Below are 14,178 nucleotides of genomic sequence, written 5' to 3' on the forward strand. Positions count from 1 at the left end.
GGAACCTGACCATGTCTGCCAACCTCGCCGAGCCGCTCTCCTTGCCTTCTGCTTACATGGACGAGGCCTTGGCCGCCCAGTTGTTTGACAGCGGGTTGAAGTCCATGACTCTGGGCGGGCGGGAGTTGTTGCCGATTGTGCAGGGCGGCATGGGCGTGGGCGTGTCGGCTCACCGTCTGGCAGGCACCGTGGCGGCCATGGGTGGCATGGGCACCTTGTCGGCCGTGGATGCGCGGCGCCACCATCCTGATTTGATGGCCCGCACCGAGGGGCTCTCCAGCCGCATCGGGCAGGACGAAGATACCCGCCGGCAGGTGGATGCGGCCAACCGCGAGGCCGTGGCGCGTGAGATCCGGGCGGCGCGCGAGGCGTCGCACGGGCACGGCCTGATTGCGATGAACGTGATGCGCGCAGTGAGCGACTACGCCGGGTACGTGACGGCGTCGCTGGAAGCCGGCGTGGACGCGGTGGTGGTGGGGGCCGGTTTGCCCTTGGACCTGCCTGACCTGGCAAAGGACCACCCCGATGCACTGTTGGTCCCCATCCTGTCGGACGCGCGGGGCGTGCAACTCATCGTCAAGAAGTGGGAGCGCAAGAAGCGCCTGCCCGATGCCATCGTGATCGAACACCCGCGTCTGGCCGGCGGGCATCTGGGGGCAGCCAAGATTGCCGACCTGAACGATCCACGCTTTGATTTCGAGCGGGTGATCCCCGAGTCGCTGGCATTTTTGCGCTCGGCAGGCATCGAGAAAGACATTCCGCTCATTGCTGCGGGTGGCATCCGCTCTCACGCGGACATTCAGCGGGTGCAGGCCCTGGGCGCGGCCGGCGTGCAACTGGGTACGCCGTTTGCCGTGACCGAGGAGGGCGATGCCCACCCCGAGTTCAAGCGCGTGCTGGCCGAGGCGCGCGACGAAGACATGGTCGAATTCACCAGCGTGGCGGGCTTGCCGGCCCGCGCGGTGGGCACCCCCTGGCTGAAGGCCTATCTGAAGATCGAAGACCGCTTGCAGGCGGTGGTGCACGCCAAGAACCGCTGCACCAAGGCGTTTGATTGTCTGGCGCAATGTGGTTTGCGCGATGGCCTGCCAGGCTGGGGGCAGTTCTGCATCGACAACCAGTTGGCAGCGGCGCTGCGGGGTGATCTCAAGAAGGGCTTGTTCTTCCGCGGCGTGGGCGAGTTGCCCTTTGGCTCGCAGATCCGCTCGGTGCGCGAGTTGATGGAGCGTTTGCTCACCCGTTCAGTGGCCTTGCGCGCCGTCTGAGAGGGCTCAGGCGGCAGGGCGCCTAGAATTCCCGAATGATTGAGCACAGCGCGACTCCCGGTTTGTTCCCCTCTGCGGCCCCTGGGGGCCATTCTCCTTTGCTGGCCGGGCTGAACCCGGAGCAGCTGGCCGCCGTGACGGCGCCACCGGGGCCCGCCTTGATTCTGGCCGGTGCCGGTTCGGGCAAGACGCGTGTGCTGACCACGCGCATCGCCTGGCTGCTGCAGACTGGGCAGGCATCGCCCGCGGGCATCATGGCGGTGACCTTCACCAACAAGGCCGCCAAAGAAATGCAGGCGCGTCTGTCGGCCATGTTGCCGGTGAACACGCGCGCCATGTGGATCGGCACCTTCCACGGCCTGTGCAACCGCTTCTTGCGCGCGCATGCGCAACTGGCCGGTTTGCCGCAGGCGTTTCAGATTCTGGACACGCAAGACCAGCTCTCGGCCGTCAAGCGCATCATCAAGGCGCTGAAGTTTGACGAAGAAAAGTGCGTGCCCAAGCAGACCAGCTATTTCATCGCCAACGCGAAGGATGCCGGTCAGCGCCCCAAGGATCTCGCCCCGCGCGACGAGCTGGGCCGCATGCAACTGGCGGTCTACCAGGCCTACGAAGACCAATGTCAGCGCGAAGGCGTGGTGGACTTTGCCGAGCTGATGCTGCGCACCTACGAGATCATGCGCGACCACCCGCAGGTGCGTGAGCATTACCAGCGCCGTTTCAAACACATCCTGGTCGATGAGTTTCAAGACACCAACCGCCTGCAGTACATGTGGTTGAAGATGTTCGCCGGCAATCCGGCGCTCACTGGCAACAGTGTGTTTGCCGTGGGCGACGACGACCAGAGCATCTACGCCTTCCGCGGTGCCCAGGTCAGCAACATGGCCGACTTCGAGCGCGAGTTCCGCGTCGAGAAAGTCGTCAAGCTGGAGCAGAACTACCGCAGCCATGGCCACATCCTGGATGCGGCCAACACCCTGATCGCGCAAAACAGCCAGCGCCTGGGAAAGAACCTGCGCACCGACGAGGGGCTGGGCGAGCCCATTCGCATCTTTGAGGCTGCCAGCGACTACGCCGAGGCGCAGTGGGTGGTGGACGAGGCCCGTCAGTTCAAGCGCGAAGGCCAGCCCCTGCATGAGGTGGCGGTGCTGTACCGCAGCAACGCGCAGTCGCGGGTGATCGAATCGGCGCTGTTCAACGCCGGCGTGCCCTACAAGGTGTACGGCGGGCTGCGCTTTTTCGAGCGCGCCGAAGTGAAGCACGCGCTGGCCTACCTGCGCCTGATTGAGAACCCCAACGACGACACCAGTTTCCTGCGGGTGGTGAACTTCCCGACCCGCGGCATTGGCGCACGCAGCGTGGAGCTGGTGCAGGATGCGGCGCGCACCAGTGGGCGCAGCCTGACGCAAAGCGTGACCGCCGTGCCCGGCAAGACGGGCGCCAACCTGCAAGGCTTTGTGGCACTGGTGGACGCCATGCGCGAGGCCACGCGTGGCCTGACGCTGCGCCAGATCATCGAACATGTGCTGGACACCTCGGGCCTGCGCGAGTTTTATCGCAACGAAAAGGAAGGCCAGGACCGCCTGGAGAACCTGGACGAACTGGTCAACGCCGCCGAGGCTTTCGTGACCCAGGAAGGGTTTGGCAAGGACGCCGTGGCGCTGCCGGTGGACGAGCCGACAGGCACGATCGCCGTCGGTTTGCCGGCCGCCGTGGCCTCGGTGGACATGCTGCCCGATGCCGAGACGGGCGAAATCATCTCGCCCTTGCTGGCGTTCCTGACCCATGCGTCACTGGAAGCGGGAGACAACCAAGCGCAGGCCGGCCAGGATGCGGTGCAGTTGATGACCATCCATGCCTCCAAGGGCCTGGAGTTCAACAACGTGTTCCTGACCGGACTGGAAGAAGGCCTGTTCCCGCACGAAAACTCGGCCACCTCGACCGAGGGGCTGGAAGAAGAGCGCCGCCTGATGTATGTGGCCATCACCCGTGCGCGTCGGCGTCTGCACATCAGCTTCTGCCAGACCCGCATGTTGCACGGCCAGACCCGCTACAACATCAAGAGCCGCTTTCTGGACGAATTGCCAGAGGGCGCGCTGAAGTGGCTCACGCCGCGCAACCAGGGCTTTGGCTCGGGCTTTGCCGCGTCCTACCAGGACGCCTGGTCCAGCGGCAAAGGAATGGGCTCGGTGGTGGGTGCGGGCGCACAGCCCTGGCGCGGCGGCGGTGGTTCAGGCTCGGCCGGTGGCAGCCGCGGGGGCTATGGTGGGCAGGCCCATGGCGGCGGCTACGGCAAGCGTGAGGAGTCCTTCAAGGACCTCACCGCGCCGATCCCCAAGGCCATGGCGCAGGCCAAGTCCGAGGCGGGTTTCAAGGTCGGCCAGGCCGTGTTCCACAACAAGTTCGGTGAGGGCGTCATCCTCACGCTGGAAGGCAATGGCGCCGATGCGCGCGTGCAGGTCAACTTCGGCCGTCACGGCACCAAGTGGCTGATGCTGAGCGTCGCCAAGCTCACGCCCATCGAATGAGCACCAGGGCCTCGCGTCGCCAGGCGCGCAGGCCGGGCCACCATCCGGCAGGAGATCAGACCAGCCCGTTGCGGATGGCGTACACCGTCAGCTCGGAGTTGTTGGTCAGGGCCAGCTTTTCCAGCACCCGCGCCCGGTAGACGCTCACCGTCTTGGGGCTGAGAAGCAACTGCTCGGCGATGTCCGATAGGCGCTTGCCCGAGGCGATCATCACCAGCGTCTGCAACTCGCGGTCCGACAGCTTCTGGTGCGCATCTTCCTGCGTGGGCGTGGTCAGGTTGTCCACCAGCATCTGCGCCATCTCCGGCGTCACGTACTTCTTGCCCTGGGCCACGGTGCGCACGGCCGCCACGATCTGGGCCGCATCGCTGCCCTTGTTCAGATAGCCCGAGGCGCCGGCCTTCAAGGCCCGCATCGCGTACTGGTCTTCGGGGTACATCGACACCACCAACACCCGCAGCGTGCTGCCTTCTTCCTTGAGTACGTGCAGCACGTCCAGACCGCTGCGGCCGGGCAGGTTGATGTCGAGCACCAGCACGTCGCAGGACTTGTCGCGCAGCAGGGCGCGCAACTCGCCGTAGTCGGCCGCTTCGCCCACCACCTCGATGTCTTCCGAGTCGGACAGCGTGTCGCGGATCCCGCGGCGGATCAGGGCATGGTCGTCGCAGAGAATGACTTTGATCATAGGTCGCCCCATGCGGTGGGGTCGTCGTGGTCGTTGTCCATGATGCCAGTGTCGTCGGGCAAGCCGGTGAGCAAGGCGTCGATGAAGCCATTCTCAGGGCCGGACAGGGGCACCGACAAGATCAGGCTGGTGCCTTGCGGGTTGCTGCTGAGGTCCACCCAGCCGCCCACGGTTTCGGCGCGTTCGTGCAGCCCCCGGATGCCGAAGGAGCGGGCCTTGGCCAGGTCGTCCGCGCTCAGGCCGCGGCCGTTGTCGGTCACCTCGACGGACAACACACCGCCGGCCTGCGTCAGGTCCACGCTGACCTTGGTGGCCTGCGCGTGCTTGGACACGTTGGTAAGGGCCTCCTGGGCAAAGCGGTAAGCGACCAGCGGCACACCTGAGGCCAGGTCCGGCTTCTCGTGGCTGGCGCGGAAGGTGGTTTCAATGCCGGTTCGCTTGGCGAAGCGGTCCGCCATCCATTGCAGGGCCGGCACCAGCCCTTGCTCCAGGATGGCCGGCCGCAGGTTGTGCATGATGCGCTGGCTGGCGTCATGGGCGTGCCCCACGGACTCCAGGGCTTGGCGGGCGCGCTCGGCAATCTCCGGGGTGGGCGCGTGGCGTGCGATCCACGCCAGGTCGAATTTGACGGCGGTCATCGCGCCGCCCACATCGTCGTGGATCTCGCGGGCGATGGCGGCGCGCTCCTGCTCGATGCTGGCCTGCAAGTGCTGAGCGAGCTCGCGCAACTGCTGACGCGAGCGGCTCAAGGCCAGATCGGCGCGTTGCTTGGCGATGCGGGTGCGGTTGGCCTCGATGGCCAGCATCGCCGCAGGCGCCAGGCGGGCCAGATTGCTCTTGAGCAGGTAGTCGTTGGCGCCGTTGCGCATGGCCTGCACGGCAATGTCCTCGCCAATCTCGCCGGACACCAGGATGAAGGGCACCAGTTTGCCCAGGGCCCGCACCTTGTCGAGCGCGGCCAGCCCAGAGTAGCCGGGCAGGTTGTAATCGCACAGGATCAGGTCCCAGTCCTCGAACAAGGCGTCGCTGAGTTCGGCCTCGGTGTCGATGCGACGGATGTCTGCATTGATGCCGCCACGCTGCAGATGGATGGCCACCAGGGCGTGATCGGCCTCGTTGTCTTCGATGTGCAACACCTTCAGACGCAAAGGCGGCATGGAGGGCACATCGCCAGCAGGAGCCGGGGGGGCGGGCGAGTGATCGGACACGGGCAACCTTCCATCCTTGTATTTACGCCAAGTTTTACCGCGTCGACGTGGGCTTCGGTGGCGTTGTAACTGAAAAATTCTAACAACCGGCTCATGATGGAGCCTGTTCGGGTGTCAAGCGTCGGCACAATACACCGACAACCCATATATTGATCCGTTTGCCCTGTGTGCAAGTGCCCTCAACCTGCTTCCGTGGAGCCACGATGAGCTTCGACGATTCCGTCGCCAACCAGCCTGCAGTGATGCCCCTGCTGTTCGCGGCCGAGCTGCAGGACCACCTGATGATGGCCTCCACCGACTTGGAGCGCCTGCAGCGCCTGCTCGACGACGCCTGCCTGGCCCTCATCGACGGCTTCCACAGCTCCGCCGGGCAACTGGCCGAGGTCATTGACCAGGGGCATGAGATCACCCCGGAGTTGCAGGAGGTGCGTGGCAAGCTGTTCAAGGCGGTCACGGCATTGCAGTTTCAGGACATGGCCACCCAGTTGATCGCCCACACCAATCAGCGCTTGCGCAGTTGCGCCGACCAGATTGCCCGCGATGCTCTGGGGTCTGATGACCCGGACGGTGTTGCCGTGGTCGAAGACCTGCCCCTCAAGCCCAATCCGGTGACCCAGGACGAAATGGACGCGGGATCGGTGGAATTGTTCTGAAATTCCGCCCGGTGAAATCCTGCCAGCCTCTGACTGGTCATAACATCCATCACTTGCTTACAAAGCATTGTTCATTCAAGCACCGGAGAGCGACATGCACTCGATTCTTGCCGTCGACGATTCTGCATCCATGCGTCAAATGGTTTCTTTCACCCTCAAGAGCGCTGGCTACAACGTCGTCGAGGCTGTTGACGGGCAGGATGCATGGGAAAAAGCCGGTGGTCGCAGCTTTGACCTGGTCCTGACCGACCAGAACATGCCCCGCATGGACGGGATCAGCCTGACCAAGAAACTGCGCGAGAACCCCCAGTTCAAGACCACGCCCATCCTGATTCTGACCACCGAGTCGAGTGACCAGATGAAGCAGGCGGGCCGCGCTGCTGGGGCCACGGGCTGGTTGGTCAAACCCTTTGACCCCAACAAATTGATCGAGGTCATCCAGAAGGTGATCCGCTGATTCTTGCGGCGCGCCGTCACCCACGGTGCAGCGACGACATTCAGGAGCCTCCATGGCAGAGATGAGCACAGACAACAGCAGCGCTTCGGCAGGCATTGACCTTAGCCAGTTTTACCAGGTCTTTTTTGAGGAAGCCGGCGAGAACCTCGACAACATGGAGCAACTCCTGTTGAACGTGGATCTGGCCGCGGCCGACGACGAGGAACTCAACGCGATTTTCCGTTGCGCCCACTCCATCAAGGGCGGGGCAGCCACCTTTGGTTTCAGCGATGTGGCCGAGTTGACCCACCAGATGGAGACCTTGCTTGACAAGCTGCGCCGCCATGAGCTGATCCCCACCTCACCCATGGTCGACGTGCTTCTGCAGTCGGGCGACGCCCTGCGTGCGATGCTGGGCCGCCATCAGGGTTCGGGGGCCGATCCGTTCGACACCACCGAGTTGCTGGTACACATCCGCGCCATGGTGTCGGGCGAAGGCAAGCCCGCGCCAGTGGTGACGCCGGCTCCGGTGGTCGCCGCACCTGTGCCCGTGCCGGCTCCTGTTGCTGCCGCGGCCCCCAGCAGCGGCCAGCGAACGACCGAGCTGCGTGTCGGCCCCCTGACCGACGCGAGCCAGGCCGACAACCTCATCGACTTGTTCAAGGAAATCACCGACCTGGGCACCATCGAGCCCTTGCCCGATGACCCGGCGCTCGCAGGCATTCGCCGCTTCAAGGTGGTGACCGGTACGTCTGAGGCCGACTTGCTGGACCTCTTCACCTTCCACGTCTCGCGCGAGCAGGTGGCGTTCCTGCCCTTTGGCGCACCGGCTCCAGCGGCCGATCCTGGGTACGGCTTCTTCGACGACGAACCTGCTCCCGTGCAGGCCGCACCGGCCGCCCCGATGGCCGACAAGGCCGCACCCGAGGCGGGATACGGCTTCTTCGACAATGCGCCGGGCTCCCCTGAGAAGCCCGGGACCCAGGTGGTGGAGACGGCGTCCGCCCCCAAGCCGAGCGCGCCTGCTCCCGCACCTGCCAAGCCGGCCGCAGCCCCCAAGGCCGATCGCCCGGCCGGTGGCTTGGAAGCGTCCACCATCCGTGTGTCCGTCGAGAAGGTCGACCAACTGATCAACCTGGTGGGCGAGCTCGTCATCACCCAGGCCATGCTGGCGCAAAACAGCCGCGGGCTCGACCCGGTTGTCTACCAGCAACTGGTGGCCGGCCTGACGGACCTGGACCGCAACACGCGTGACCTGCAAGAGGCCGTGATGTCGATCCGGATGATTCCGATGTCGACCGTGTTCAGCCGCTTCCCACGCATGCTGCGCGACCTGGCCAACAAGCTGGGCAAGAAGGTGGAACTGGTCACCCAGGGTGAAGCCACCGAGCTGGACAAGGGGCTGGTCGAGAAGATCACCGACCCGCTGACCCACCTGGTTCGCAACTCCTGCGACCATGGCATCGAAATGCCTTCCGAACGCGTGGCCAAGGGCAAGCCTGACGTCGGCACCATCACGCTGGCGGCCTCGCACCAGGGCGGCTCCATCGTCATCGAAGTGCGTGACGACGGCAAGGGCTTGTCGCGTGAGAAGCTGCTGAGCAAGGCCCGTGAGAAGGGCCTGGACGCGCCCGACTCCTTGACCGACGCCGAAGTCTGGGCCCTGATCTTCGCGCCGGGTTTCTCGACGGCCGAAGAGGTCACCGACGTGTCGGGCCGCGGTGTGGGCATGGACGTGGTCAAGAAGAACATCACCTCGCTGGGTGGCACGGTCGAGATTGACTCGGCCGAAGGCTACGGCATGCGAGTGGCGGTGCGTCTGCCCCTGACCCTGGCCATCATGGACGGCATGAGCGTGGGCGTGGGCGAAGAGGTCTACATCCTGCCGCTGTCGTCGGTGGTCGAGTCCTTCCAGGTCAGCCCCGAAATGATCAAGACCATCGGTGGCTCCGGCCGCGTGGTCGAGGTGCGGGACGAGTACATGCCCGTCATCGAGCTGGAAAAGGTGTTCGATGTGCCCCGCTTTGACTGGGAACACAACAGCGGCATCATGGTGGTGGTTGAGGCCGAGGGTGGCCGCGTGGCCCTGCTGGTCGATGAACTGCTGGGTCAGCAACAGGTGGTGGTGAAGAACCTCGAAACCAACTATCGCAAAGTCAACGATGTGTCGGGTGCGACGATCATGGGAGATGGCCGTGTGGCCCTGATCCTGGACGTGGGCAGCCTGGTGCGTCGCTCGCGCCACTGAGCGGTGCGAGCCTCATCTGAATTGGAGAATGTGTTCATGGGTAGCTTGAGCGTGGTCGAACAGCCGGACTCGCAGGCCAATCTGGCGCGTGAGTACCTCACCTTCCGTCTGGGCGACGAAGAGTACGGCATCGACATCCTGAAGGTGCAGGAAATCCGTGGGTACGAAAACCCCACGCGCATTGCCAACGCGCCGCACTTCCTCAAAGGGGTGGTCAACCTGCGCGGCACCATCGTGCCCATTGTCGATTTGCGGCTGCGCTTTGGCTGCAGCTCGGCCGAGTACAACTCTTTCACCGTGACGATCGTGCTGCACATCGGGCAGCGCACCATCGGGACGGTGGTGGACTCGGTCAGTGATGTGGTGGAGATCCCGGCTGAGGCGATTCGCCCCTCGCCCGAGATGTCGTCGGCAATCGACGCCGCCTACATGCGCGGCCTGGCGCAGGTCGGCGAGCGCATGGTGATCTTGCTCGACATTGAAAGCATGTTGATGAGCCCGGACATGGGCTTGGTGGACTGAGCGTCCGTCTTGGTCATCACTGCATGAACAAGGGCGCCTGCGGGCGCCCTTGGTGTTGGTGCGTCGGATGCGGGGCGCGTTCGCCGCGTCCGGTGCCGTCAGGCAGCGGGGGCGGCGTCCTGGAAAGCGGCCACCACGGCCGCGTCCAGCTCTGACAGCGACACGGCCAGACGCTGCGTGGCATCGCTGACCTCGCGCTGCTTGGTTGCCCAGATCGGCGCGGGCCAGCGGGCATCCCAGTCGTAGCGGGCAATCACGTGCCAGTGCAGGTGCGGCACCACATTACCCAAGCTGGCCAAGTTGACCTTGGTGGGCTGCAGCACCTGCCTTAGCACGGTTTCCACCTTGGCCACGGCCTGCATCAGCTGACTGCGGTCGGCGGGCACCAGATCAGTCCATTCCGCCACGTGATCATTCCAGATCACGCGGTAGAACGCCGGGTGATCGGCATCCACCGCGCGGATCACACGGAACCGATCCGTGCGCCACAGCAGGATGCCGCCATCCTGCTCGCAGAGTTCGCAACCCGATACCAAGGGTGTGTTCATCAGACCAAGACCCGTTCGATGCCGCCGTTGTTGGCCTTGGCCACATACTCCGGCATCCAGTTCTCACCCAGGATCTGCTTGGCCATTTCGATGACGACATAGTCGGCTTCCAGCAGGCCGGTCTGGGCATCATCGACGTAGCGGCTCAGACCTTGCAGACAGGCCGGGCAGGACGTCAGGATCTTGGCGTTGTCCTTGGCGCCGATCAGGCCTTGCTCGCGCAGGGCCGCTTCGCCCTTGCGAATCTCCTCTTCCTTGCGGAAGCGCACTTGCGTGGAGATGTCCGGGCGACTGACGGCCAGCGTACCGGCCTCGCCGCAGCAACGCTCCGACTTGATCACGCCATCACCCAGCAGGGCCTTGACGGTCTTCATCGGATCCTGCTGCTTCATCGGGCTGTGGCAGGGGTCGTGGAAGAGGAAGCCCCCGGCATTGGGCAGGGTGATGCCCTTTTCCAGCAGGAACTCGTGGATGTCGATGATGCGGCAGCCCGGGAAGATCTTGTCAAACTGGTAGCCCTGCAACTGGTCGTAGCAGGTACCGCAGGACACGACCACCGTCTTGATGTCCAGGTAGTTCAGCGTGTTGGCCACGCGGTGGAACAGCACCCGGTTGTCGGTGATCATCTTCTCGGCCACATCGAACTGGCCGGCGCCGCGTTGCGGGTAACCGCAGCACAGGTAGCCGGGCGGCAGCACGGTCTGTACGCCGGCGTGCCACAGCATGGCCTGCGTGGCCAGACCCACTTGCGAGAACAGGCGCTCCGATCCGCAACCCGGGAAGTAGAACACCGCCTCGGTGTCCGCCGTGGTGGCCTTGGGGTTGCGGATGATGGGGACGTAGTCCTTGTCCTCGATGTCCAGCAGCGCGCGCGCCGTCTTCTTGGGCAGACCACCCGGCATCTTCTTGTTGATGAAGTGGACGATCTGCTCTTTGATCGGCGCCGTGCCCACCGTGGCCGGAGGCGCGCTGGTCTGCTTGCGGGCGACGACCTTGAGCACCTCGTTGCCCAGGCGTTGCAGCGGCATGGCCACGTCCACCAAAGCCGAACGGATCAACTTGATGGTTTGCGGATTGTTGCTGTTGAGCATGGCCATGCCGGCCGCGCCCGCCGGGCGGAAGCTCTTCTTGCCGAGCTTGACCAGCAGGTTGCGCATGTTCATCGACACGTCGCCGAAGTCGATCTTGACCGGGCAGGGCGTCAGGCACTTGTGGCAGACCGTGCAGTGGTCCGCCACGTCCTCGAACTCTTCCCAGTGCTTGATCGACACGCCGCGGCGGGTCTGCTCTTCGTACAGGAAGGCCTCGACCAGCAGCGAGGTCGCCAAAATCTTGTTGCGCGGGCTGTAAAGCAAGTTGGCGCGCGGCACGTGCGTCGAGCACACCGGTTTGCACTTGCCGCAGCGCAGGCAGTCTTTGACGGAGGTGGCGATGTCGCCAATGTCCGACTGCTGCATGATCAGCGATTCGTGGCCCATCAGGCCGAACGAGGGCGTGTAGGCCTCGGTCAGGTCGGCGGCATGGACGTCATCGCCCAGGCGATGCAGCGCCTCGCCGCGCAGCAGCTTGCCCTTGTTGAAACGGCCTTCCGGGTCCACCTTTTGCTTGTAGGCCGTGAAGTTGGCCATTTCGGCGTCGGTGAGGAACTCCAGCTTGGTGATGCCGATGCCGTGCTCACCCGAGATCACACCGTCGAGCGAGCGCGCCAGCTTCATGATGCGGGCCACGGCTTCGTGCGCCGTTTGCAGCATCTCGTAGTTGTCGCTGTTGACGGGGATGTTGGTGTGCACGTTGCCGTCGCCGGCGTGCATGTGCAGGGCCACCCACACGCGGCCACGCAGCACTTCTTTGTGGATGCGCTTGAGCTCGTCGAGGATGGGGCGCAGGGCGCCGCCATTGAACTCGTGGGCCAGCACGTCGCGGATCTCGCGCTTCCAGCCGGCACGGATCGTCCAGGTCTGCAGCAGGTTGAAGACGGTGTCGCCGGCTTCGGGCGTGTAGCTGCCGTTGCGATGCTGTTGATAGCCGTGGGCCACCAGCTCCTCATCGACCTCGGCAATCGGGGTGTCGATGTGCTCGGACAAGAACGCCCAACGGGCGCGCACCGTGGCCAGGTGAGCACGGGCAGTGGCGATCTTCTCGCTCAACGCCTCTTCGTTGGGCAGCTCTTCGGCATCTTCGACCTTGCCCATGAAGCCCGCGATGTGCTGCGTGCCGGTCTGGAAGAAGTCGTCCAGCGCATCGACCAGGGCCAGCTTGTTGCGCAGGCTCAGCTCGATGTTGATGCGCTCGATGCCCAGGGTGTACTCGCCCATGCGTGGCAGCGGGATCACCACGTCTTCGTTCACCTTGAAGGCGTTGGTGTGCTTGGCGATGGCAGCGGTACGCTTGCGGTCGGCCCAGAACTTCTTGCGGGCTTCGGCGCTCACGGCCACGAAGCCTTCACCCGAGCGGCCATTGGCCAGGCGGATGACTTCGCTGGTGGCACGGGCCACGCGGTCCTCGTCGTCACCGACGATGTCGCCCACCAGGATCATCTTGGGCAGGGTGCCGCGCTTGCTCTTGGTGGCATAGCCCACGGCGCGCAGGTAGCGGTCGTCGAGGTGCTCCAGGCCGGCCAGGATGGCACCGCCCGGTTGCTTCATCTCCTCGAACATGAAGTCCTTGATCTCGACGATCGAGGGCACGCCTTCCTTGGGGTTGCCAAAGAACTCCAGGCACACCGTGCGCACGTGCTTGGGCATGCGGTGCACGACCCAGCGGGCGCTGGTGATCAGGCCGTCACAGCCTTCCTTCTGGATGCCCGGCAGGCCGGCGAGGAACTTGTCGGTGACGTCCTTGCCCAGGCCTTCTTTGCGGAAAGTGCGGCCAGGAATGTCCAGGCGTTCAGTGCGGATCGGGGTCTTGCCGTCGGCCTCGAAATAGCGCAGCTCGAAGCTGGCCATCGGGATGTCGTGGATTTTGCCCAGGTTGTGGTCCAGGCGCACCACGTCCAGCCATTTCGCATCGGGCGTGACCATGCGCCACGAGGCCAGGTTGTCCAGGGCCGTGCCCCAGAGCACGGCTTTCTTGCCGCCGGCGTTCATGGCGATGTTGCCGCCCACGCACGAGGCTTCGGCCGAGGTGGGGTCCACTGCGAAGACAAAACCCGCACGCTCGGCGGCATCGGCCACGCGTTGCGTGACCACGCCCGCGCCGGTCCAGACGGTGGCCACCGGCTGGGCCACACCCGGCAGGTTCACCATCTCGACCTCAGTCATCTGTTCGAGCTTTTCGGTGTTGATCACCGCGCTCTTCCAGGTCAGGGGCACCGCGCCGCCGGTGTAGCCCGTGCCACCCCCACGCGGGATGATGGTCAGGCCCAACTCGACGCAACCCTTCACCAGGGCGGCCATTTCTTCTTCGGTGTCCGGGGTCAGGACCACGAAGGGGTATTCGACGCGCCAGTCGGTGGCGTCGGTCACGTGCGAGACGCGGCTCAGGCCATCGAACTTGATGTTGTCGTGACGTGTGACTTTGCGCAGCACGCGTTGGGCGCGCTCACGCAACGCGCCCATCTGCTCGAAGGCGCGGGCAAAACGGTCCACAGCGGTGCGGGCCATGCCCAGCACTTCGCCGACGAGGGCGTCGCGCGTGCGGTCGTCGCTGGGGGTGCGACGCTTGTCGACCTCACCCAGGCGGTGGTGCAGCGCTTCGATCAGCTGGCCACGGCGCTTGGGGTTGTCCAGCAGGTCGTCTTGCAGATAGGGGTTGCGCTGCACGACCCAGATGTCGCCCAGCACTTCGTACAGCATCCGGGCGGAGCGGCCGGTCAGGCGCTCGGTGCGCAGCTGGCTCAGAGCCTCCCAGGCACGCTGGCCCAGCAGACGCTGGACGATCTCGCGGTCCGAGAACGAGGTGTAGTTATAGGGAATCTCGCGCAGGCGTGGCTGGCCGTCCGTGTGGGCGTCGGCAGCCTGGGCGATCATGTGGGTCAACTCGGTGGGTGCGTTCATGAGGTCGCCAGACGCGAAGGGCCGGATTTCGGAAATGCGCAAGGCACCTGGGGGTAATGAATCACTCCCAGGCGCTGCTGTGGGGAAGGG

10 protein-coding genes are annotated in these 14,178 nt (G+C 64.7%); 6 read left to right on the plus strand and 4 right to left on the minus strand.

The genetic code is table 11. The features are described from left to right. Positions 1–11 precede the first annotated feature (11 nt). Entirely contained in the window at positions 12–1,265 is a 1,254-nt protein-coding gene (locus AC3WW4_RS05875) for an NAD(P)H-dependent flavin oxidoreductase (protein ID WP_488827443.1), read from the plus strand. 35 nt (positions 1,266–1,300) lie between these two features. Further along, positions 1,301–3,793 carry a UvrD-helicase domain-containing protein gene (locus AC3WW4_RS05880; protein WP_488827444.1) on the plus strand — a complete coding sequence of 831 codons (2,493 nt, stop codon included), beginning with the start codon at positions 1,301–1,303 and terminating at the stop codon, positions 3,791–3,793. Between the two features lie 55 nt (positions 3,794–3,848). On the opposite strand, the gene AC3WW4_RS05885 is transcribed toward AC3WW4_RS05880, so the two are convergent. Together AC3WW4_RS05885 and AC3WW4_RS05890 are read right to left on the minus strand one after the other, a co-directional pair. Continuing rightward, positions 3,849–4,478: a response regulator gene (locus tag AC3WW4_RS05885; protein WP_290731108.1), complete on the minus strand. Its 630-nt coding sequence runs from the start codon at positions 4,476–4,478 to the stop codon at positions 3,849–3,851. Beyond that, complete coding sequence (locus tag AC3WW4_RS05890) at positions 4,475–5,635, minus strand: hybrid sensor histidine kinase/response regulator (RefSeq protein WP_320362740.1); 1,161 nt, start codon at positions 5,633–5,635, stop codon at positions 4,475–4,477. Before AC3WW4_RS05890 ends, AC3WW4_RS05885 begins: the two co-directional genes overlap by 4 nt. 254 nt (positions 5,636–5,889) lie before the next feature. On the opposite strand from AC3WW4_RS05890, the gene AC3WW4_RS05895 reads away from it, so the two are divergent. The 4 genes from AC3WW4_RS05895 to AC3WW4_RS05910 all read left to right on the plus strand — a co-directional run bounded on the left by AC3WW4_RS05895 (position 5,890) and on the right by AC3WW4_RS05910 (position 9,545). After that, on the plus strand, positions 5,890–6,339 hold the full coding sequence (locus tag AC3WW4_RS05895; RefSeq protein ID WP_488827446.1) for a hypothetical protein: 450 nt from the start codon (positions 5,890–5,892) through the stop codon (positions 6,337–6,339). 94 nt (positions 6,340–6,433) lie between these two features. After that, a complete protein-coding gene (locus AC3WW4_RS05900; RefSeq protein WP_339584029.1) occupies positions 6,434–6,796 on the plus strand; it encodes a response regulator in 363 nt (120 codons plus the stop codon). A gap of 52 nt (positions 6,797–6,848) precedes the next feature. Beyond that, positions 6,849–9,023: a chemotaxis protein CheA gene (locus AC3WW4_RS05905; protein WP_488827447.1), complete on the plus strand. Its 2,175-nt coding sequence runs from the start codon at positions 6,849–6,851 to the stop codon at positions 9,021–9,023. Between the two features lie 45 nt (positions 9,024–9,068). After that, entirely contained in the window at positions 9,069–9,545 is a 477-nt protein-coding gene (locus tag AC3WW4_RS05910; RefSeq protein WP_413785852.1) for a chemotaxis protein CheW, read from the plus strand. Positions 9,546–9,643: 98 nt separating this feature from the next. On the opposite strand, the gene AC3WW4_RS05915 is transcribed toward AC3WW4_RS05910, so the two are convergent. Further along, positions 9,644–10,093 (minus strand): HIT family protein, encoded by a 450-nt coding sequence (locus tag AC3WW4_RS05915; RefSeq protein ID WP_488827448.1) that lies wholly within the window; start codon positions 10,091–10,093, stop codon positions 9,644–9,646. Continuing rightward, positions 10,093–14,088: a DUF3683 domain-containing protein gene (locus AC3WW4_RS05920; RefSeq protein WP_488827449.1), complete on the minus strand. Its 3,996-nt coding sequence runs from the start codon at positions 14,086–14,088 to the stop codon at positions 10,093–10,095. Before AC3WW4_RS05920 ends, AC3WW4_RS05915 begins: the two co-directional genes overlap by 1 nt. Positions 14,089–14,178: the final 90 nt, after the last annotated feature.

It is taken from the genome of Aquabacterium sp. TM01 (assembly GCF_057808345.1).

Excerpts from the sequence above, each read along its gene's own strand:
- AC3WW4_RS05915 (WP_488827448.1), bottom strand. The coding sequence starts at position 10,093 with ATGAACACACCCTTGGTATCGGGTTGCGAACTCTGCGAGCAGGATGGC.
- AC3WW4_RS05900 (WP_339584029.1), top strand. The coding sequence starts at position 6,434 with ATGCACTCGATTCTTGCCGTCGACGATTCTGCATCCATGCGTCAAATG.
- AC3WW4_RS05875 (WP_488827443.1), top strand. The coding sequence starts at position 12 with ATGTCTGCCAACCTCGCCGAGCCGCTCTCCTTGCCTTCTGCTTACATG.
- AC3WW4_RS05895 (WP_488827446.1), top strand. The coding sequence starts at position 5,890 with ATGAGCTTCGACGATTCCGTCGCCAACCAGCCTGCAGTGATGCCCCTG.
- AC3WW4_RS05885 (WP_290731108.1), bottom strand. The coding sequence starts at position 4,478 with ATGATCAAAGTCATTCTCTGCGACGACCATGCCCTGATCCGCCGCGGG.
- AC3WW4_RS05880 (WP_488827444.1), top strand. The coding sequence starts at position 1,301 with ATGATTGAGCACAGCGCGACTCCCGGTTTGTTCCCCTCTGCGGCCCCT.
- AC3WW4_RS05890 (WP_320362740.1), bottom strand. The coding sequence starts at position 5,635 with ATGCCGCCTTTGCGTCTGAAGGTGTTGCACATCGAAGACAACGAGGCC.
- AC3WW4_RS05920 (WP_488827449.1), bottom strand. The coding sequence starts at position 14,088 with ATGAACGCACCCACCGAGTTGACCCACATGATCGCCCAGGCTGCCGAC.
- AC3WW4_RS05905 (WP_488827447.1), top strand. The coding sequence starts at position 6,849 with ATGGCAGAGATGAGCACAGACAACAGCAGCGCTTCGGCAGGCATTGAC.